Origin of the sequence: uncultured Rummeliibacillus sp. (assembly GCF_934216135.1) — a bacterium.
GTDB lineage: Bacteria > Bacillota > Bacilli > Bacillales_A > Planococcaceae > Rummeliibacillus.
The window spans coordinates 1-16,619 of record NZ_CAKQBI010000008.1 but is presented as its reverse complement, the minus strand read 5'-3'; the positions used below and the strand labels follow the sequence as shown (position 1 = coordinate 16,619).

Here is a 16,619-nt window from a genome sequence, read left to right as displayed (position 1 = left end):
GAGAATAATTGCCCGTAAAAGCATGATTAAAATGATTGAGTGAAGCAAAATGATGTATGTAGACAAGAAATGAGTACAGAATCTTTTTTATTGATAAAACCTTTGAAATAGCTGCCTAACTTGTTAAAAAAACACCCTCAATAAGAGTGTGTTATTATAATCAAGCCTAAAGATCATTGAACACATCATAAACAGCCATGGCCCCCACTAATAGTGACAATGTCAAGAATGCTCCAGTATTTGCTATAATGGCGGTTATCTTCAATACACCTTTGTTTCCTTTAAAACCAAAGATAACGCCAATGATTGGAGCTAAAATGACGATGGCAAATAAAGTGTAACCAAATATGGCTGATAGAACTGTATTGCTAAATGGACTACTATACGTCGCTGTACTTGTATAACTACCAAGAAGATAGGTTATTAAAAATGTTAAAATTGAAACTCCTAAACATATAAATGAAAGTTTTGTATATCGACTTTTTCTCTCTATTTTTACCACCTCCTCTTAGTTATAATATTACACAATAAATACATAAAATAGAAATTTGTATAAATTAAATGAAAGTGTGAATCCTATACAGGTTTCACATTATCTGCATCTATCCATTTCTTTCATGTATATCGCATCCATTAACAAATACAGAAAAAAGCTCGTTTCTATTTAGAAACGAGCTTTTTCATGTTCGAGCATTTTAAGCTTGTTTAGAAGCTTCATATTGCACTTTTTTATTGATACAAATTTTTAATAATGGTGGTGTTATGATCGTTGTAAATACAATCGCGATGATTAAAGGTGTGTAGTAAGCTTGAGAAAATAATCCTTTTGACAAACCAATACTAGATGTGATCAATGCTACTTCACCGCGTGATACCATGGCAGTACCGATGAGAGTAGAGGAAATCATATTGAATCCAGTAATCTTCGCACCGAAACCTCCACCGATGATTTTCGTTAGTACGGAAACAACACATAAAATAACAATTAGCCAAATATGTTCGCCAATTCCGTCAAACTTCACGTTTAATCCGATATATGCAAAGAATACCGGGATGAAAATGACGCTGACAGTTGGAGAAAGCTTGTCCTCAAATTGTTCACGATGTCGGTCATTTGCAAGTGCTAGACCAGCGAAGAACGCACCGATAATATTACTAATGCCCATGAAATCAGCAAAGTAAGCATAGCCAAAACATAAGACGACAGCAAATATCATCGATAAATCCGGAATCTTAAGCTTATCAATTGATTTTGAGATTGCAGGTACCAATTTCCAATTACATAAGATAATAACGGCAAAGAAAACGACTTGTTTTATCAATACCATTGAAATCGAAGTACCACCGACAGTGATACTCAAAACAATCGCTAATAAGATTAAACCGATAATATCATCCGCAATTGCTGCACCAAGTACTGTGGCGCTTTCACGAGTTTTCAATTGTCCTAACTCACGGAACGTTTGGACAGAAATACTAACGGAAGTGGCTGTTAGTACAATACCTAAGAATAGGGAATGTGAAGGATCCATACCGAATCCAATACCAACAAAATATCCTGCGATCAATGGAAGAACAACACCAAATGATGCGACAGATAAAGCCGATTTAAGATTGGCTGTTAAATCTTTAAGATTGGTTTCAATGCCAGCAAAGAACATCAGGAAAATAACCCCTAGTTCACTGAAAATATGTAGAAGTTCGTTTTTTTCTACTAAACCTAAAACAGCTGGACCAATGATTATACCGACGATAATTTCTCCTAGAACACTAGGTTGACCAAATTTTGTAGCTATAAATCCAGCAATTTTTGTTGCTAGAATAATAATGACTAGTTCTAATAGTAACTCCATAAACAAGACCTCCGATAAAAAGAAATAGAAGTTAGAAGATTCTAACAATTCTGAACTGTATAAAACAAAATTGTTTAAGAAAATCTTCCATTCGAATTCTTTTCAAAAACAGTATGTTTATATAATAACACACTTTTTAACAGAGAGTTACATAAAGCTACTATATATTCTTGTTATATAGGTTTTATGATACATGCTGCAGAATGTTTTGTATTAAAAGGGAGAACAATTTTTAGAATATTCAGCATATAATACGTGGAGCAGTTTTCTTTGTAATCGTAGTCATTCATCTTATCCGTGCAGGAGGGCCATAGATGAAATTTGTAAATAAGAAACATATTCAGCAAATATATCGGGAGCAAATGCAGTACAAAAGACAGAAAAAGATGAATTTTATAGAGATGATATGGATGATCATGATCGTATTGTTTTTAATTTTAGTCAGTCATTTCTATCATTAAATAATAAAAGGGCTACCATCTCATGTGTAGCCCATTTTTATTATAGTAAAAAACGAATAGTTGCCATTGAAATAACGCCGACAATAACGGTAGTCGACAAACTTTTAGTCCAAATCGCAATGATCAAAGTAGGAATAAATGTAGTAAATACAGGCCAATCAAGCGTGACATACGAGTGATCCGTATTTAGCAAATTTTCGACAACTAACGCACTTAAAATACAAATTGGTATAAAAGAAAGCCATTTTAGTACAACTTCAGGCAACTTGACGCTTCGCACGAAGAAAAATGGAATGATTCTTGGGAGCCAAGTAACAACTGCACAACCTAGAATTGTCCATATAATCGCAGTACTGCTCATTGATCAATCACCACCCCAATTGTAGCCACAATTACTGTTGAGAAAAGAACGGCAAGATGTGTTGGCATGAAGTATGAAAATATATACATACAAAGGGCAACTAAACCAATAAGTAAAAGATTTTTTGCGAGTTTCGTTTTGCCCACACTTGCAAGTTGTAAGATAAGTAAAGCTACAAACATAGCTGTTAAAGCGAAGTCCAATCCCCATTTCTCAGGATGGGCAATCCATTGACCTAAAAAAGCACCTGAGATACAAGCGGCAATCCACACTAAATAGGCTGTGACATTTAAACCGTCCATCCATTTTCCACTGATTTTCTTCGTTTGCATAATTTTCGTCATGGCAACCCCGAACGTCTCATCTGTCAATAATGTGCCAAAGCCTATGTTGCGCATTAATGAGTATTTGGTGAAATTCGGAGCGACCGTTAGACTCATGAGAAAATGTCTTAAGTTGACGATGAAAATGGTAAAGATAATCGCAGATGAAGGTGTGCCAGATAAAATAAGCCCACAAAAGATAAATTGTGCAGATCCGGCATAGACTAGTACAGTCAATAATGCGATTTCATATAATTTTAATCCAGAAGCGGCCCCCACAACACCGAAAGCTAAGCCAATACTTATGTATCCTAATAATGTGGGAATGCAATCTTTCACACCCTGTAGGAAAGTACCATCCTCATGGAAACGGATTTGTTCGACCGTTTCACTCGTATGACTATTCAAAAACAATCACCTCATACAAATCATATTCATTAAAGAATACAACAATTCTAAGTAAGTTTTCAATACTTTCTGAATAAAGAGAGGCGATTTAGTAGAGCGTAGTGAGCTCTATAAACCGGTAAAGCAGAATTAGAAAAACAGATGATACTTTCGTGTTGACTTACCTATAAATAATTACATATGATGGAAGAAATACAAGGGGGTTGTATAGATGACAAATAAAGAACTATTATTGATACCTGGTCCAACACCAGTGACGGATGATATTTATGATGCGCTTGCGAGTGAAACGATGGGCCATACAGATCCACGTTTTGCGGCAATTTACAAAAGAGCGATTGATAACACAAAAAAGCTTTTTAATACGGATGGGGAAGTGTATATTGTCGCTGGTTCTGGGACACTTGCGATGGAAATGGCCTTATTAAATACAGTGGCTGTTGGCGAGAAACTATTAGTTTTGAGTAATGGCTATTTTGGCGATCGATTTATCAAACTTGGACAAGCTTTTGGCATTGAAGTAGATGTATTGCAAGCTGAATGGGGCAAACATTTAGATCCTGCATTAGTAGAAGAAAAGTTAGCAAACACAAATTATGCAGCGGTTACGATTACGCATGCGGATACTTCTACAGGGGTTGCAGCGAATTTGGACGTGTTGATTCCTTTAGTGAAAAGATATGGCGCACTTTCTATTGTAGATGGTGTTTGTGCAACGGCTGCTTTAGAAGAAGATTTGTCGAAAGAATATGGAGGCCAAAAGGGAGCAACGATTGATGTTGTTTTAACTGGCTCTCAAAAAGCTATTGGCGTGCCACCAGGTTTAGCCATTGTTGCTTTTGGAAAGAACGCCCTAGAAAAGCGTCAACAACTAGGAAGAATCCCTGCCTATTATGCAGATATCGAAAATTGGCGTTCAGTTATGGACCAACCGACTAACTATTTCGCAACACCAGCTGTCAATCTTATATATGCTTATGACGTAGCTTTGGAAAAAGTTCTGAAAGAATCTATGCCAGTACGGATCAAACGCCATGCTCAATATGGTAAAGCCGTAAGAGCAGCGCTTTCCACTTATGGCATGAAACCTTTAGCTTCTGAAGACATTGCAGCGCCAACATTAAGTTGCATCCTTTATCCAGAAGGGGTAGATGATGCAGCATTTCGAAAAGCATTGGCCGATAAAGGTGTCATCGTAGCAGGCTCTCTTGCGCATCTTGCAGGAAAAGCCTTCCGAATCGGTCATATGGGAAACACCACAACCGAAATGCTAGAAGAAGCAATTGTTAAAATAGGCGAAACGTTAAAAGAACTAGGCTTAGAAGTGAATACAGAAGCAGCTGTAGAACGATTGAAGGAAGAATTAGCGATTAATATCAATGCATGATGAAGTTTTAGAGAAGAAGCATTATTCAAGCTAAATTGCTAAACATGCAGCTTGAATCATTTAGTTGGGCTTGAAATGAAAAAGTAAAGATTCTTGATACGGCTTAGTGTAAAATATGGGATCATCTCTCACTAAGTCGTATTTTCTATTAGCTTAAAAGATCATCATATGATAGATAGGGGAAATTGATTTGAATCCTACTTTTGAGAAAGTTCACAAAAAAGATATTCATATTTTGAAAAATCTATATTCACTGTATCTCCATGACCTCTCCAGATTTACTGAAAACTTAGATATAGGGATGGATGGTTCATTTCATTTTGATGATTTAGAAAAGCTATGTAACGAAGAAGGATTTTCTTCCTATTTTATAAAGCATGAAGAGGGCATAATTGGATTTGTCCTACTATTAGAGCGTCCATTTCTAAAAAAGGAAAATGACTTTGGTGTAAATGATATTTTTATACTCAATAAATTCAGGGGTAAAGGATTTGCGAAGCAGTCTTTAGAAAAATTATTTAAAGAAAAACCTGGAAAGTATTTTGTGATTGAACTTCAGGAAAATGAACCCGCGATTCTATTTTGGAAGAAGGTTTATAAACAGCTAAATATTAAATTCGATGAAAGAAAAGAGTTAATAGACGATGAACCATGTCTTGTCCAAAAGTTTACGGTTTAAGGATCGTTTTCTGGAGTGAGAAGTTAGCGATTCTATTAAACAAAAGGATGCCTAATGCTATCTATGGCATTGAATTGGTAATAGCTTCAATTATAATGGAGAACATGCCCAAAAATAGGGTCATTAAAGTTGAGCAGAATACAATTCTTTTAGTCACTATTATTCTCTTTTCTAAATGATTTGATAAACGATAAGTGATATAAACAACTATGCCTAAAACAATAGAACCAATCCAACTAATTAGTATTATCCCTCCAATTGTTATTATACTATTTTAATTGGAAAAATCCCCAATATCCTTTAATAAATACATATGGATAGCGCCATTTTTGAGCTGGACGGACTCTATAGATACTGTGCTACTGCTTGGAATCTAGGAAACTGTGGTTCTGAAATAAAGTTGCGTTATATAAAGTGTGACGTTATCACCTATAGATACCCTTAGACTAAAGGGGGTATTTCTCAAACGGGTCATATAATTTTCTTTTATGAAAGGTTTCCAAACATACTTTGGAAACTTTAAAGCCTTTATCCAATAGATTCGGATAAAGGCTTTTTGTTAGCTATTAATCTACTTCTTTTAACAAATTCTCGATTTTGCCTACTCGCTCATTTAAGTCGTCTACTTGTTTTTGCAGATTAAATGTTTGTTGTTTTTCAACACTTAATTTTTCCTCTGCACGCTTTACATTTTTCTTGTACGCTCTATAAATTAAAACTAAAAAAATAATTATAAAAGCGATAAATCCGAACGTAACGATTGTTACCACTACATCTCCAACATTTACACTTGAAGCTCCGTTAGACATTAATTTAATCCTCCGTCTTCTTATTTTTTTTGAAAGTCAGTGTTGATTCTAACTTTGAAATAAGGTCCTCATTTAACTGTAATTCAAAAGAATTCAGCATATAGTATTTCGCAGCTTTACCATTCTCTAATAATTCCATATTATTCGAAACAAGATTTGCTTCTTCAAGCTTTTGTAAATGTAAATACAAAAGAGGTCTGCTCATACCAAGTTCTCTAGCAAGTTGGCTAACATACTGTTTACCACTAGACAAAATGCTAATAATTCTTAGTCTATGAGGATTAGATAAAGCTTCCAAAAACAAAAGTAATTCATCACCACTATTAATATGTTTCATATGTAATAAATTTATTACATATAGTTATTTTTGTCAATATAAGTAAATTTAAATAGGGGCAAAGTAACATTCTCGAATGCAAGTTTTGGATTATATAAAAGGCTAAGAAATATTTAATTCGTAATAAGTTCAGAGCCTAAGATTATTTGAAGGACGTAAGGACTTTTAGAGATGCAATCATATTAGAATTGAAATAATTTCTGTCTTTTCACGCTCGGTAAATAATTCACTAGTTTTGAATAACATTCTTTTATGAAAGGTTACCAAACATTAACAGCTATAGATGGTTCAGTAACCATGGTTGGAATTGGTGTAAATATATATCAATCAAGTAAGGATATGTTGCTTAATTATGATATAGTAGTTAATTAATAGAACTTTGCATTTAAAAATTATAAGACTATGTCTGGTGAGGACAGAAGTCTTTTAATTTTTAAGTTTAAGACAGAAGGAGTTAATAAAATGCCAGGGATTGTTATTTTAAATTTATTTGTTTTTCTTATGGCGGTGACAATGCTATATGTAGTAAAAAAATTTTATAGATTAAATAAAGAGACACCAAGTTATAAATATAAATTTATAACGAGTATATTTATAGTAGCTCTTTTGATGGTATTAGTTGCCGGAGGTATTATAGATATTAGTTTTTATAAAAAATAGTAAATGTTTATATAAACGAGTACAGTTCCAAAAATGAAACCGTACAATTAGGTAGTACTCTGTTCTTTGTCTGTAACTTTAAGAACTTGCTGGCGATTACCGTCAGATTCATTTAATGATAGTAGCTCTTGAATACTACAGCAAATTTAAACATGCATTTTGTGGATTTTTCAGATTTTGTACCGAGCTGTTTTACTGTAATTTTTGTAGAACTAGTATCTTGTTAACTTTTTGTTCTTTTTTGAAAATTTATATATCTTTTATTACCATTGACGTTTTAAATTTAACTTGTTATTATTCAACTATTGTTTTTAATAAAAGAATAGATAACCTTGTATAAATTCAAGAATACGGCTTGAAAGTTTCTACCAGCTACCGATAATAGCTTGTCTACAAGGAATGGGATTTTAATGATATTTTTATTCCGTTTTGTAGAAGAAACTTTGGCCTAATTATGGTCAAAGTTTTTTTTAATATCAAAGGGAAAATAAAATGAATTGGGTAATACTAATTTTGGAATCATTCCCTTTCAAATCTTTAATCTAGCAAATAGGAGACTACAACATGAGAAACTTTTTTAAATTTGCAGAACGGAACACTTCCTATAAGCAGGAAACACTAGCAGGGATAACGACCTTCTTATCTATCGCATATATATTAATCGTCAATCCACTTATTCTAAGCCAATCTGGTATGGATCATGGGGCTGTATTTACTGCAACTGCACTTACTGCGATCATCGGAACACTACTTATGGGCTTACTTGCTAACTTCCCAATCGCCATTGCACCTAGTATGGGATTGAACTCATTCTTCACTTTTTCTGTGTGTATCGGAATGGGTATTGACTGGCAAATTACTTTAACTGGTGTTTTTGTTGCAGGAATCATTTTTACACTATTAAGCTTATTTAAAATTCGAGAAAAAATTATTAATATTATTCCACAGAATTTAAAATATGCAATCGCTTCCGGTATTGGATTCTTCATCACATTTATCGGCTTAAAAGATGGTGGCATTATTGTCGGCAATAAAGACACATTTGTTGCGCTTGGCGATTTAACTTCACCAATGACGTTACTAGCCGTTATTTGTCTTATTATTACAATCATTATGCTAGTACGTGGCATCAATGGCGGTATTTTCTACGGTATGGTCATTACAACGATTATTGGTATGATTTTTGGTTTAATCGATGTTCCTTCATCAGTTGTTGGCAGTATCCCAAGCATTAAACCAACATTTGGTGTCGTGTTTGGCCATTTAGATGAAATTTTTACCCCAGAAACATTGACAGTTATCTTCACGTTCTTAATCGTTGCTTTCTTTGATACAGCTGGTGCATTAATTGGATTAACGAGCCAAGCAGGTATGATGAAAGATAACAAAATTCCGAATATCGGAAAAGGATTACTTGCCGATTCAACTGCTGGTGTCATTGGTGCTATCTTAGGTACATCAACACCTGCTACAAGTGTTGAATCTTCTGCTGGTATTGCTGTCGGAGGAAGAACCGGCTTTACATCTGTCGTTATTGCAGCTTGTTTCTTAGTTGCTTTGTTCTTCTCGCCAATTGTTAGCGTTATTTCAGTCGAAGTAACTTCAGCTGCATTGATTATTGTAGGTGCATTAATGGCAATGCAAATCCGTAATATCGAATGGACGAAGTTAGAAATTGTTATTCCATCATTTTTAACAATTATTATGATGCCTCTAACATCTAGTGTGGCAATCGGTATTGGATTAGGCTTTGTTTTTTATCCAATATGTTTAGTAGCACAAAAACGTTATAAAGAAGTTCATCCAATTATGTATGTACTTTGTTTATTATTCCTTTCATACTTTGCGTTTATCGTATAGGAAAGATCTTTAGCAAACACCTAAAGGATAGAAGAGCTTGAAGAAATTCGCTCTATCTATCCTTTTTTGCACTACAAGAAATAAAAACAACCAAAAAAGAAATAAACATCCCTAAAAAGAAATAAACCCATTCAAAAAAGAAATAAAAGCCCCTAATTTGGAAATAAACAAAACCACCTGAAATAAAGACACCCAAAAAAGATATAAACAACCCCGAAAAAAATAAATCCATCCCAAAAGGAAATAAAAGCCCCTAATTTGATGGACAAATGTCAATCTAACAATCTCCGTGTTCCAAACAATGGTCTCATATATAATTAATAGATTACAAATGGAAATTTTTCTATAAATTTATGAAGATGGTATAATTTATTTAATTAAAGTGCTATAAAGGAGAATACATACGATGGATAACCAATATTTTGTAGGTTGGGGGACACTGGCGTTGATAAATGCTGCACTTGCACAAGGGAAGAATAGGACGGGGTTAAACTGGTTTTTACTATCTCTTGTAGTAGGTCCACTGGCAACACTATTTTTGTTATTTGTTGAAAAAAGAGAACAGTAATTTTTAAATTCGTAAATCAATTTTAAACTAACATCATTTTAATAGATCAAGCATTTTAATTAGTGCTTTTTTTTAAAATGATTTTCTACAATCAGGCAATTTAATTGAAAAAGCAGTCTTTCATTAATTTTTAGGCTATTTAATTTAAAAAGAACAAGGAATTTTGGGATAAGAAGCTAATACCTTATTAGACTAACAATTAAGTATTGGGGTGTTTTCAATGATAAAATTTTTTGAGTATAACTGGCAGGTAAGAGACGAATGGTTTAACTGGTGTAATCAATTAACAACAGAAGATTTGTTAAAAGACCGTATTGGAGGAGTAGGAAGTATTTTAAATACCCTTTTTCATATAATTGATGTGGAGTATAGTTGGATTCGTGCTATAGAGGGTAAAGACGATATGGTAATTCAGTTTAATGATTATAATACCCTAGAAAAAGTTAAATCTCTCTCAGATACATTTCGTAATGACATAGTTAAGTTTATACAAACAAATTCGGATGAACCAATTGATAAACTTGTGTCTGTTCCTTGGGATGAAGATAATTATACAAGAAGTGAAATATTACATCATATAGTTGCTCATGAAATTCATCATGTTGGCCAACTTTCGGTTTGGGCAAGAGAATTAGAATTAAGTCCAGTTTCAGCTAACTTTATTGGAAGAGACTTCGTTTCTGTTTAATTTTTATTCAAGAAAAGGGCACTATGCTTGAACAAGGATAAGCGTTCATTTTTTATTTAAGCCCAGTTTACTTGAAGAAGAGACAAGGGAATTTTACTGCATAGTTGAAGGATGATTCGTAGTAATTAAAGAAAAGGCGTAACACAGAAGTGATTACACCTGTGGGATAAATTAATCCCAAACTCGAACTCTTGGAACCTTAGCAGTTCTTAAGTAATCTAGCAATTGTCCAGTATGAACTGATTCATGATAGGCGATTCTTAGCAACATGTCGCCCAAACTTCGAACGTAACCTGAATCAGAACGATCAATTTTAATGCTTGTTAAATCTTCTTCAGAAAATGATTTAATAGTTTTAAAGAAGTCATTTCTAAATGGTTCTGCAAATTTCAATTCCTCATTTACAGTGGAAAAAGGTTGCTCTTCAAAAGGAGAATCAAACTCTGCCAGACTGCCGTGATTTTGGATAGCTAGATGGTAATAATGTTCGCTTTCTAGAACATGCCTAATCATCTCAATACAAGTCATTGCTTCGATATCGGGTTTCCAATGTAGTTTTTCTTGGGGAATAGACGTCCAAACCTTAATGCTTCTTCTTCGTACTTCGTTGAAATTCAAAAGTATTAATTCGATTGAGTTCATAATTCACCCTCCAATTATTGGTATAAATTAAATATACAAGAATGAACGTTCGAATAAAAGAGTAAATATTAGAGACAAGGAGAATTTTTAATGCATAGTTGAAGGGTGATGTGACATAAAAAGACAGGTTTACCTGTCTAATCATTTTGCTTATCTTTCTTTTCAGCTATAGCTCTTAATATTTCATTCTTTTCTTTTTGAACTTTAAGGAATTTAATTAGAAACCAAATTACGAAAATAAGGGGAGCTATGTAAAAGATGATTGGAAAAAATAAAATTAATGCATCACCAAATCCAATTCCCATTTAGTTGTCACCTCTCTTTTTGGATAATTATACCATAACTATTTTGGAAAGTAAGCAAGGCGCAGTACGTAGAAAATGTGTAATTGAATAGGCTGCTTGTCAAACTAACGGTGTATTAATGTTGGCCAACTTTCGATTTGCGCAAGAGAATTCGAATTAAGTCCAGTTTCAGCTAATTTTATTGGAAGAGACTTCGTTTCTGTTCAATTCTTATTCAAAAAAAGGGCGCAATTCTAGAGTAAGCATAGTCTAAAGCCATTTAATCGAATAATACATTAGAGATTTTTAAAATATTTAGGTAAAATATGTTTAATGTTGAAATATATTACTTGTCTTTTTCTTAGCTATATAAATGGTATTTCTTAATAGAGAGGGGGACTATTACTTGGCTAATAAACAAAATCTTATTCCATTTTTGAGGAGAGCTTGGGTATCTTCTATTGGTGTATTTTTATTGTTACAAATATTTTTTATAATTTGTGAAGCAACGGGATGGATACCTAATTATAAAGATATTGGCGGAACGATATTTGGAAGAATTACTGAATCCTCAATTTTCAGAGAGTGGTTTACTTTTTATGAAACACCAAATTTCAATTTACTTACAGTCTTTTTTGGTATCGCATTTTTGATACCTGGAATTATAGGTGCGGTAAAAAACGTTTTTTTACCTAAAGTCTCTAAAAGAGTTTAGAATTTCTCACAACCGAGACATGGTCGGGGATTTAATTGAATAAGTGAGTATCTGCATCTTTTTATAAAGATGCATTTTTTATTAAAAAATGCTGTAACGAAATAATAATTTTGTGAACTCATGTAGATATTAAGGAATTTATGGAATATTCCTTCTTTTTATACTTGTGTGCTAGAATAGGAATATATGTTCGAAGCTGAAAGGGGGAAAAAGCAAGATGTTAAAGAATGAAGAAGATGTGATAAAGCTAATTCAATGCGATGAGAAAATGATGGAGATTATAAAAGTTGCAAGCACTTTGAATTTACCTGATTGGTGGATTTGTGCAGGATTTGTACGTTCAAAAATATGGGACACATTGCACGAATTTAATGATAGAACTGAAACGCCAGATGTTGATGTTATCTATTTTGATAAAACAAAAATTGATGAGGATTTTGAAAAAGAATTAGAGAATAAGTTGATAAAACTTATGCCTAATATACCTTGGTCTGTAAAAAATGAAGCTAGAATGCATGTCATCAATAATCTTCCTCCTTATACTTCTTCGGAAGATGCTATTTCAAAGTTTCCGGAAACTGCGACTGCTCTTGGAGTGAAGCTAGACAAGGATCATAATTTAGTCCTTACTGCTCCTTGTGGGTTAGATGATGTCTTCAACTTAGAAGTGAAACCGACTCCCTATTTCACAGAAAACAAAAAACTGACCGCAATTTACGAACAACGAATTATAAAAAAGAATTGGAAGTCTATTTGGCCTAAGATAAAAGTGCATCACATATCTGATTAAGAAATAGGCCGTATTATATTTCACGTAAAAAATTCATAGCGATCATGTTCTTCTAGTTGAATTTATCATGATAAAGTAATAATTTGTGATAAAAGACAATAAAGAGGTTGATCCTGTTATTCAAAAGATTGTTTATATCGCTAAATGCTTATAAAATTTGAGCTTGATATAAGAAGCTCCGATGGGATAACACATTTAGTGGATGTGAATACATACATTTGAAACGCTTTTCGGGGATTTAGGAGTGAAGCTTACCTACGAATTTATAGCTGAATAAGAAGAACATTTTTCTATATAAATAGGGCATTACTTAAAAAATTGAGTTTTCTTTAGGTAGGGGCGCAACCTTTAATAGGATTCAGAAAATTCGAAACAAATTGCGTTCTAAGATCGTTTATAAGTAAAAAGGAAAACTAGACTAGAATTTGAAGAGTTTTTCTAACAAATAAAAATGAAGTAGGTAATGTCTTTGGAATTTTTCACAACACAATTAGTAATGATTGCATTATTTATCTTAATCATTCATTCAATCGAAACATTAGCGTATTCAGTTCGTTTATCAGGGGCAAGAGTAAAACTTTTAGCATCAGCTCTTTCTCTATTCAATGTCATGGTAATGGTATCAAGGCTGGCAAATATGATGCAACAACCTTTTACCGGAAGTTTAATAGATAATGCACCAGAAGAAAATACTTTAGAATTTGTTGAGAGTCAGTTTCGAATTCTAATTGGTGCTGCAACATTAGGTACAATAATCGGCTTACTTTTGTTACCAACATTTATTGCTATTTTTTCAAGAGCTATCATTCATTTGGCAGAAGAACGAGGATCGGTACCAGCGTTATTGAAAAAAGGATTTACAGTTCCTTATTTAAGAAGAGCAAAAAAGCATATTCATCTACCTAGATATGCTTATTTAAGAGGTATGAGTTGGCGGGATATACCTATAAAATTATTTTGCATTAATATACTGATTACAGCAATTTATACAATAGGAGTTTTATCTGCACTATATGCAGCTTTAATTGTACCTGAACGAGCAACAACTGTCGTTATGGCATCAGGGTTAATCAATGGAGTAGCTACAATTTTACTTATTGTCTTTATTGATCCTAAAATTTCAATTCTAGCAGATGATGTGATAAATCAAAAAGGAAAATATATAACGTTAAAAAGTGCATCTATTATGATGGTAACATCAAGGTTACTAGGAACACTTTTTGCACAAGTGTTATTCATTCCAGGTGCAAAGTATATTGCATGGTTCACGAAATTTATCCTGTAGTTATTAAACAACGACAACTAGAGGGGATTCTAAATAAACTTGAAAATTCGCGGAGGTATTTGGAGTCTATACAGTTTTTAACTGGATATTTTAATTGATGTTGATTTTAAAGTTCCTCCAATACCAGCCCGTGATTTTCGATATTTCACTATATCTTTTGAAGTAAAAGAGAAAAATCAAGAACTATTCTTAAATAGATGGTATCGTTTTTAAGAAGAATAAAACAGATAGTAGAAAAAACTTTAAATATATTCTATTAGACACAATAAAAGACCTCTAATAAAAATTTAGAGATCTTTCAACAATAGGGCGCAGTTCTGCAGTTTTCATATTTATCCAAATACTGGTCACCAGTTTACTAACGAAATGTTTAAAGATTTACTTTCTTGGTTGAATCAATTTAATTAATCTGGATTAACCTAATAGGTTTTTATTCAATATTGAGCCCTATTGGTGAAGATACCTCTTGAAGCAACCCGTCCTTGGTTAGAACGGGTTAGCTTTAATGAGGTTTTAAATTAAATAGCCACTTTATATTACTTTATCTGTTGCTAGGTTGTGTCATTCTCCATCCATAAAACAGCCTGACGTTTTTTGATCATATAAATCATATCAATTCCCACCTTTCATGTTTTTGGTTGAACAAAAATTAATATTGACGAATACGAATATGATTTTCTACTTTTCTTCGGTTCTCGTCAAAGATTTTTTTCACATTTTCATTATGAAGTGCTTTCTCAAGAGAGTTCTCACGTTTTGAAATAGTTATCGTAAGAGCAAAAATATTTAAAGTCATTTATTATCACCTCCTTAAATTACCCTGAAAAATGAAAAAACCGTAGAGAGACCCCCTACGGTGAAAAAAGACACAAAAATACCGCAGGGGCACACTTCTCCCTACGGTATGGGTATTCTTAATTACAAAAAACTTAAGCGATCCATTCCGATCTGGTCGAATGTGTAATTTTCATTTTTACTGAAGTTGTTACTACCAATGACATCATTTTAACGATAACGTTCATATTATTCGACCTCCTTAAGAATTTTTTGTTTACTTTGTAAGTATATCCATATTTAGGGTGTTTGTAAACACTTTTTTAAAGTTTTCCAAATTACGTTAATGGCTAGAAAAACTCTTTGCTGCTTTACATAGTTAATTGCCTGATTTTTTCGGAGGAGCAAATAGAAGATATATAAGACTTAAAGACCAAAAACATAATTAAAGGCAGGTATTTCAGAAATGGTTTAGAATTATTAAATTTAAGGACAATTTAAGCATCATTTTTAATTGATCTGGAAGGAACTATTTGAGACTCTATAGATACTGTAATACTTGCCTAAAATCAAGTGAAAAAAAATTTATGTAAAAAGGTGATAACGATGAAAATAAATTTAGGGATTTTTATATCTTCCATTAATGAAAGAAATGAAAATAATGTTGGAAAGCTATTGATGAAAACATTTGAATCTGATATTCGCCCCGTAAAAGGGGACATCATAGACGATCCAGGGTTCCATGCAGATTATCATAATGGATATGAAGTAGTTAAAGTTACAATCAATTACGCTTCAAACGAATGCTTTGTTTCACTACAACCGCTTGTGTTAGAAAGTGAAAAAATGAAGACAGAAACATATATAGAAAGACTTGAAGAGTATGGTTGGCGTATTGTCTCAAAAGAGGAATTAATGAATATTTGAGTTTTATAGACTATAGGAGCAGGTGCATTAACAGTTGCTAAAATGCTGGTGGAGATTTAATAAGATGTTCTTTCTAATAAGCAATACTGGGCAGATTCACAATGTTAATAAGTAGTAATTAAAGGAGAGAAAAAGAAAAGGTGTCTATGTTCTTACTTGCAAAAATACTTGGCGGTATTGGATTTTTGCTGATCCTGCTCCAAATTTTATTCTTTAAAACAGGGAAGAAAAAGGATAATAAGTATCTAACTTACACAGTTTTTCTAATTATTATTTCAGTTAACATTTCCATCTGGGTTATTGCAGTAGCTAATTCCTAAAGGAAAAGAAAGGTGGATCTCTGTTATTTCAGAGTACAGAAAATAAGCGTTTATAGGCTCATTCAATGAAGGTCCCGACAAGTCTCGAACCTGTGAACCCCACCTTGTCGAATCTATCTTCTAAGATTAACCGAGTTAAATTAAGTAAAATAAAATTAAACAAAAAATTAATTCTGCGGACAAATTGCAGACAAAAGAGTAAACAGGTGGTCTGTATTACTCTTTTTTTGATATTCTGTTTTATCTGTAATTATTCAATTTGTTTAGTGCTCTTCAACAATAGGACCATATTATTGAATAACATTTTTTTATGAAAGGTACCAAACGATGCTTTGGAGACATAATCAATTAAAAATTGGATATTTATGTTAATGCTAATTATTATAAGAATATAAATCATGTTTTTAATTAAAGGAGCATTCCTGTTAGAAGTATTTTCGGGGACTTGAAAACAAAAAAGCCCTCTTGTATGATGCTTGAGTGGTCAA

At 32.9% G+C, this 16,619-nt stretch carries 20 protein-coding genes and 1 riboswitch; of the genes, 11 read left to right on the top strand and 9 right to left on the bottom strand.

All coding sequences use genetic code 11. The features are described from left to right. Positions 1–166: 166 nt before the first annotated feature. From Q0977_RS07045 to Q0977_RS07030, 4 genes are all read right to left on the bottom strand, one after another. Positions 167–502 (bottom strand): hypothetical protein, encoded by a 336-nt coding sequence (locus Q0977_RS07045; protein WP_299511966.1) that lies wholly within the window; start codon positions 500–502, stop codon positions 167–169. A gap of 193 nt (positions 503–695) precedes the next feature. Then, a complete protein-coding gene (locus tag Q0977_RS07040) occupies positions 696–1,853 on the bottom strand; it encodes a cation:proton antiporter (protein WP_119417269.1) in 1,158 nt (385 codons plus the stop codon). Between the two features lie 501 nt (positions 1,854–2,354). After that, entirely contained in the window at positions 2,355–2,675 is a 321-nt protein-coding gene (locus tag Q0977_RS07035) for an AzlD domain-containing protein (protein ID WP_299511962.1), read from the bottom strand. Further along, the gene (locus Q0977_RS07030) at positions 2,672–3,406 is read right to left on the bottom strand and encodes an AzlC family ABC transporter permease (protein WP_299511959.1); all 735 of its coding nucleotides are present in this window, start codon (positions 3,404–3,406) and stop codon (positions 2,672–2,674) included. Before Q0977_RS07030 ends, Q0977_RS07035 begins: the two co-directional genes overlap by 4 nt. Positions 3,407–3,617: 211 nt before the next feature. On the opposite strand from Q0977_RS07030, the gene Q0977_RS07025 reads away from it, so the two are divergent. Together Q0977_RS07025 and Q0977_RS07020 are read left to right on the top strand one after the other, a co-directional pair. Continuing rightward, positions 3,618–4,793 (top strand): alanine--glyoxylate aminotransferase family protein, encoded by a 1,176-nt coding sequence (locus Q0977_RS07025; RefSeq protein ID WP_299511956.1) that lies wholly within the window; start codon positions 3,618–3,620, stop codon positions 4,791–4,793. A gap of 190 nt (positions 4,794–4,983) precedes the next feature. Beyond that, positions 4,984–5,472 carry a GNAT family N-acetyltransferase gene (locus tag Q0977_RS07020; RefSeq protein ID WP_124218573.1) on the top strand — a complete coding sequence of 163 codons (489 nt, stop codon included), beginning with the start codon at positions 4,984–4,986 and terminating at the stop codon, positions 5,470–5,472. Positions 5,473–6,038: 566 nt separating this feature from the next. On the opposite strand, the gene Q0977_RS07015 is transcribed toward Q0977_RS07020, so the two are convergent. Both Q0977_RS07015 and Q0977_RS07010 read right to left on the bottom strand, forming a co-directional pair. Then, entirely contained in the window at positions 6,039–6,281 is a 243-nt protein-coding gene (locus tag Q0977_RS07015; RefSeq protein WP_124218572.1) for a hypothetical protein, read from the bottom strand. 4 nt (positions 6,282–6,285) lie between these two features. Next, positions 6,286–6,618 (bottom strand): winged helix-turn-helix domain-containing protein, encoded by a 333-nt coding sequence (locus Q0977_RS07010; RefSeq protein WP_124218571.1) that lies wholly within the window; start codon positions 6,616–6,618, stop codon positions 6,286–6,288. A gap of 462 nt (positions 6,619–7,080) precedes the next feature. On the opposite strand from Q0977_RS07010, the gene Q0977_RS07005 reads away from it, so the two are divergent. From Q0977_RS07005 to Q0977_RS06990, 4 genes are all read left to right on the top strand, one after another. Then, positions 7,081–7,278 carry a hypothetical protein gene (locus tag Q0977_RS07005; RefSeq protein ID WP_124218570.1) on the top strand — a complete coding sequence of 66 codons (198 nt, stop codon included), beginning with the start codon at positions 7,081–7,083 and terminating at the stop codon, positions 7,276–7,278. A 312-nt stretch (positions 7,279–7,590) separates the two neighbouring features. After that, a riboswitch (purine riboswitch) is annotated at positions 7,591–7,691 on the top strand. A 151-nt stretch (positions 7,692–7,842) separates the two neighbouring features. Next, positions 7,843–9,138 (top strand): NCS2 family permease, encoded by a 1,296-nt coding sequence (locus tag Q0977_RS07000; RefSeq protein WP_299511949.1) that lies wholly within the window; start codon positions 7,843–7,845, stop codon positions 9,136–9,138. Between the two features lie 406 nt (positions 9,139–9,544). Then, positions 9,545–9,706 carry a hypothetical protein gene (locus Q0977_RS06995; RefSeq protein ID WP_299511946.1) on the top strand — a complete coding sequence of 54 codons (162 nt, stop codon included), beginning with the start codon at positions 9,545–9,547 and terminating at the stop codon, positions 9,704–9,706. 220 nt (positions 9,707–9,926) lie between these two features. Beyond that, entirely contained in the window at positions 9,927–10,394 is a 468-nt protein-coding gene (locus Q0977_RS06990) for a DinB family protein (protein WP_119416939.1), read from the top strand. Between the two features lie 171 nt (positions 10,395–10,565). Here the strand turns inward: Q0977_RS06990 and Q0977_RS06985 are convergent, their stop codons facing one another. Both Q0977_RS06985 and Q0977_RS06980 read right to left on the bottom strand, forming a co-directional pair. Further along, positions 10,566–11,036 carry a DinB family protein gene (locus Q0977_RS06985; RefSeq protein ID WP_119416940.1) on the bottom strand — a complete coding sequence of 157 codons (471 nt, stop codon included), beginning with the start codon at positions 11,034–11,036 and terminating at the stop codon, positions 10,566–10,568. A 137-nt stretch (positions 11,037–11,173) separates the two neighbouring features. Then, positions 11,174–11,341: a hypothetical protein gene (locus tag Q0977_RS06980; protein WP_199670771.1), complete on the bottom strand. Its 168-nt coding sequence runs from the start codon at positions 11,339–11,341 to the stop codon at positions 11,174–11,176. Between the two features lie 385 nt (positions 11,342–11,726). On the opposite strand from Q0977_RS06980, the gene Q0977_RS06975 reads away from it, so the two are divergent. From Q0977_RS06975 to Q0977_RS06965, 3 genes are all read left to right on the top strand, one after another. Beyond that, positions 11,727–12,035: a YfzA family protein gene (locus tag Q0977_RS06975; RefSeq protein ID WP_299511938.1), complete on the top strand. Its 309-nt coding sequence runs from the start codon at positions 11,727–11,729 to the stop codon at positions 12,033–12,035. A gap of 217 nt (positions 12,036–12,252) precedes the next feature. Then, positions 12,253–12,825 (top strand): nucleotidyltransferase family protein, encoded by a 573-nt coding sequence (locus Q0977_RS06970; protein ID WP_119416942.1) that lies wholly within the window; start codon positions 12,253–12,255, stop codon positions 12,823–12,825. A gap of 496 nt (positions 12,826–13,321) precedes the next feature. Further along, the gene (locus Q0977_RS06965; protein WP_299512247.1) at positions 13,322–14,110 is read left to right on the top strand and encodes a lipid II flippase Amj family protein; all 789 of its coding nucleotides are present in this window, start codon (positions 13,322–13,324) and stop codon (positions 14,108–14,110) included. 649 nt (positions 14,111–14,759) lie between these two features. Here the strand turns inward: Q0977_RS06965 and Q0977_RS06960 are convergent. Then, the gene (locus tag Q0977_RS06960) at positions 14,760–14,906 is read right to left on the bottom strand and encodes a YrzI family small protein (protein WP_124218653.1); all 147 of its coding nucleotides are present in this window, start codon (positions 14,904–14,906) and stop codon (positions 14,760–14,762) included. A gap of 584 nt (positions 14,907–15,490) precedes the next feature. On the opposite strand from Q0977_RS06960, the gene Q0977_RS06955 reads away from it, so the two are divergent. Both Q0977_RS06955 and Q0977_RS06950 read left to right on the top strand, forming a co-directional pair. Further along, a complete protein-coding gene (locus tag Q0977_RS06955; protein WP_299511931.1) occupies positions 15,491–15,811 on the top strand; it encodes a hypothetical protein in 321 nt (106 codons plus the stop codon). A gap of 140 nt (positions 15,812–15,951) precedes the next feature. After that, positions 15,952–16,131: a hypothetical protein gene (locus tag Q0977_RS06950; protein ID WP_299511928.1), complete on the top strand. Its 180-nt coding sequence runs from the start codon at positions 15,952–15,954 to the stop codon at positions 16,129–16,131. Positions 16,132–16,619: the final 488 nt, after the last annotated feature.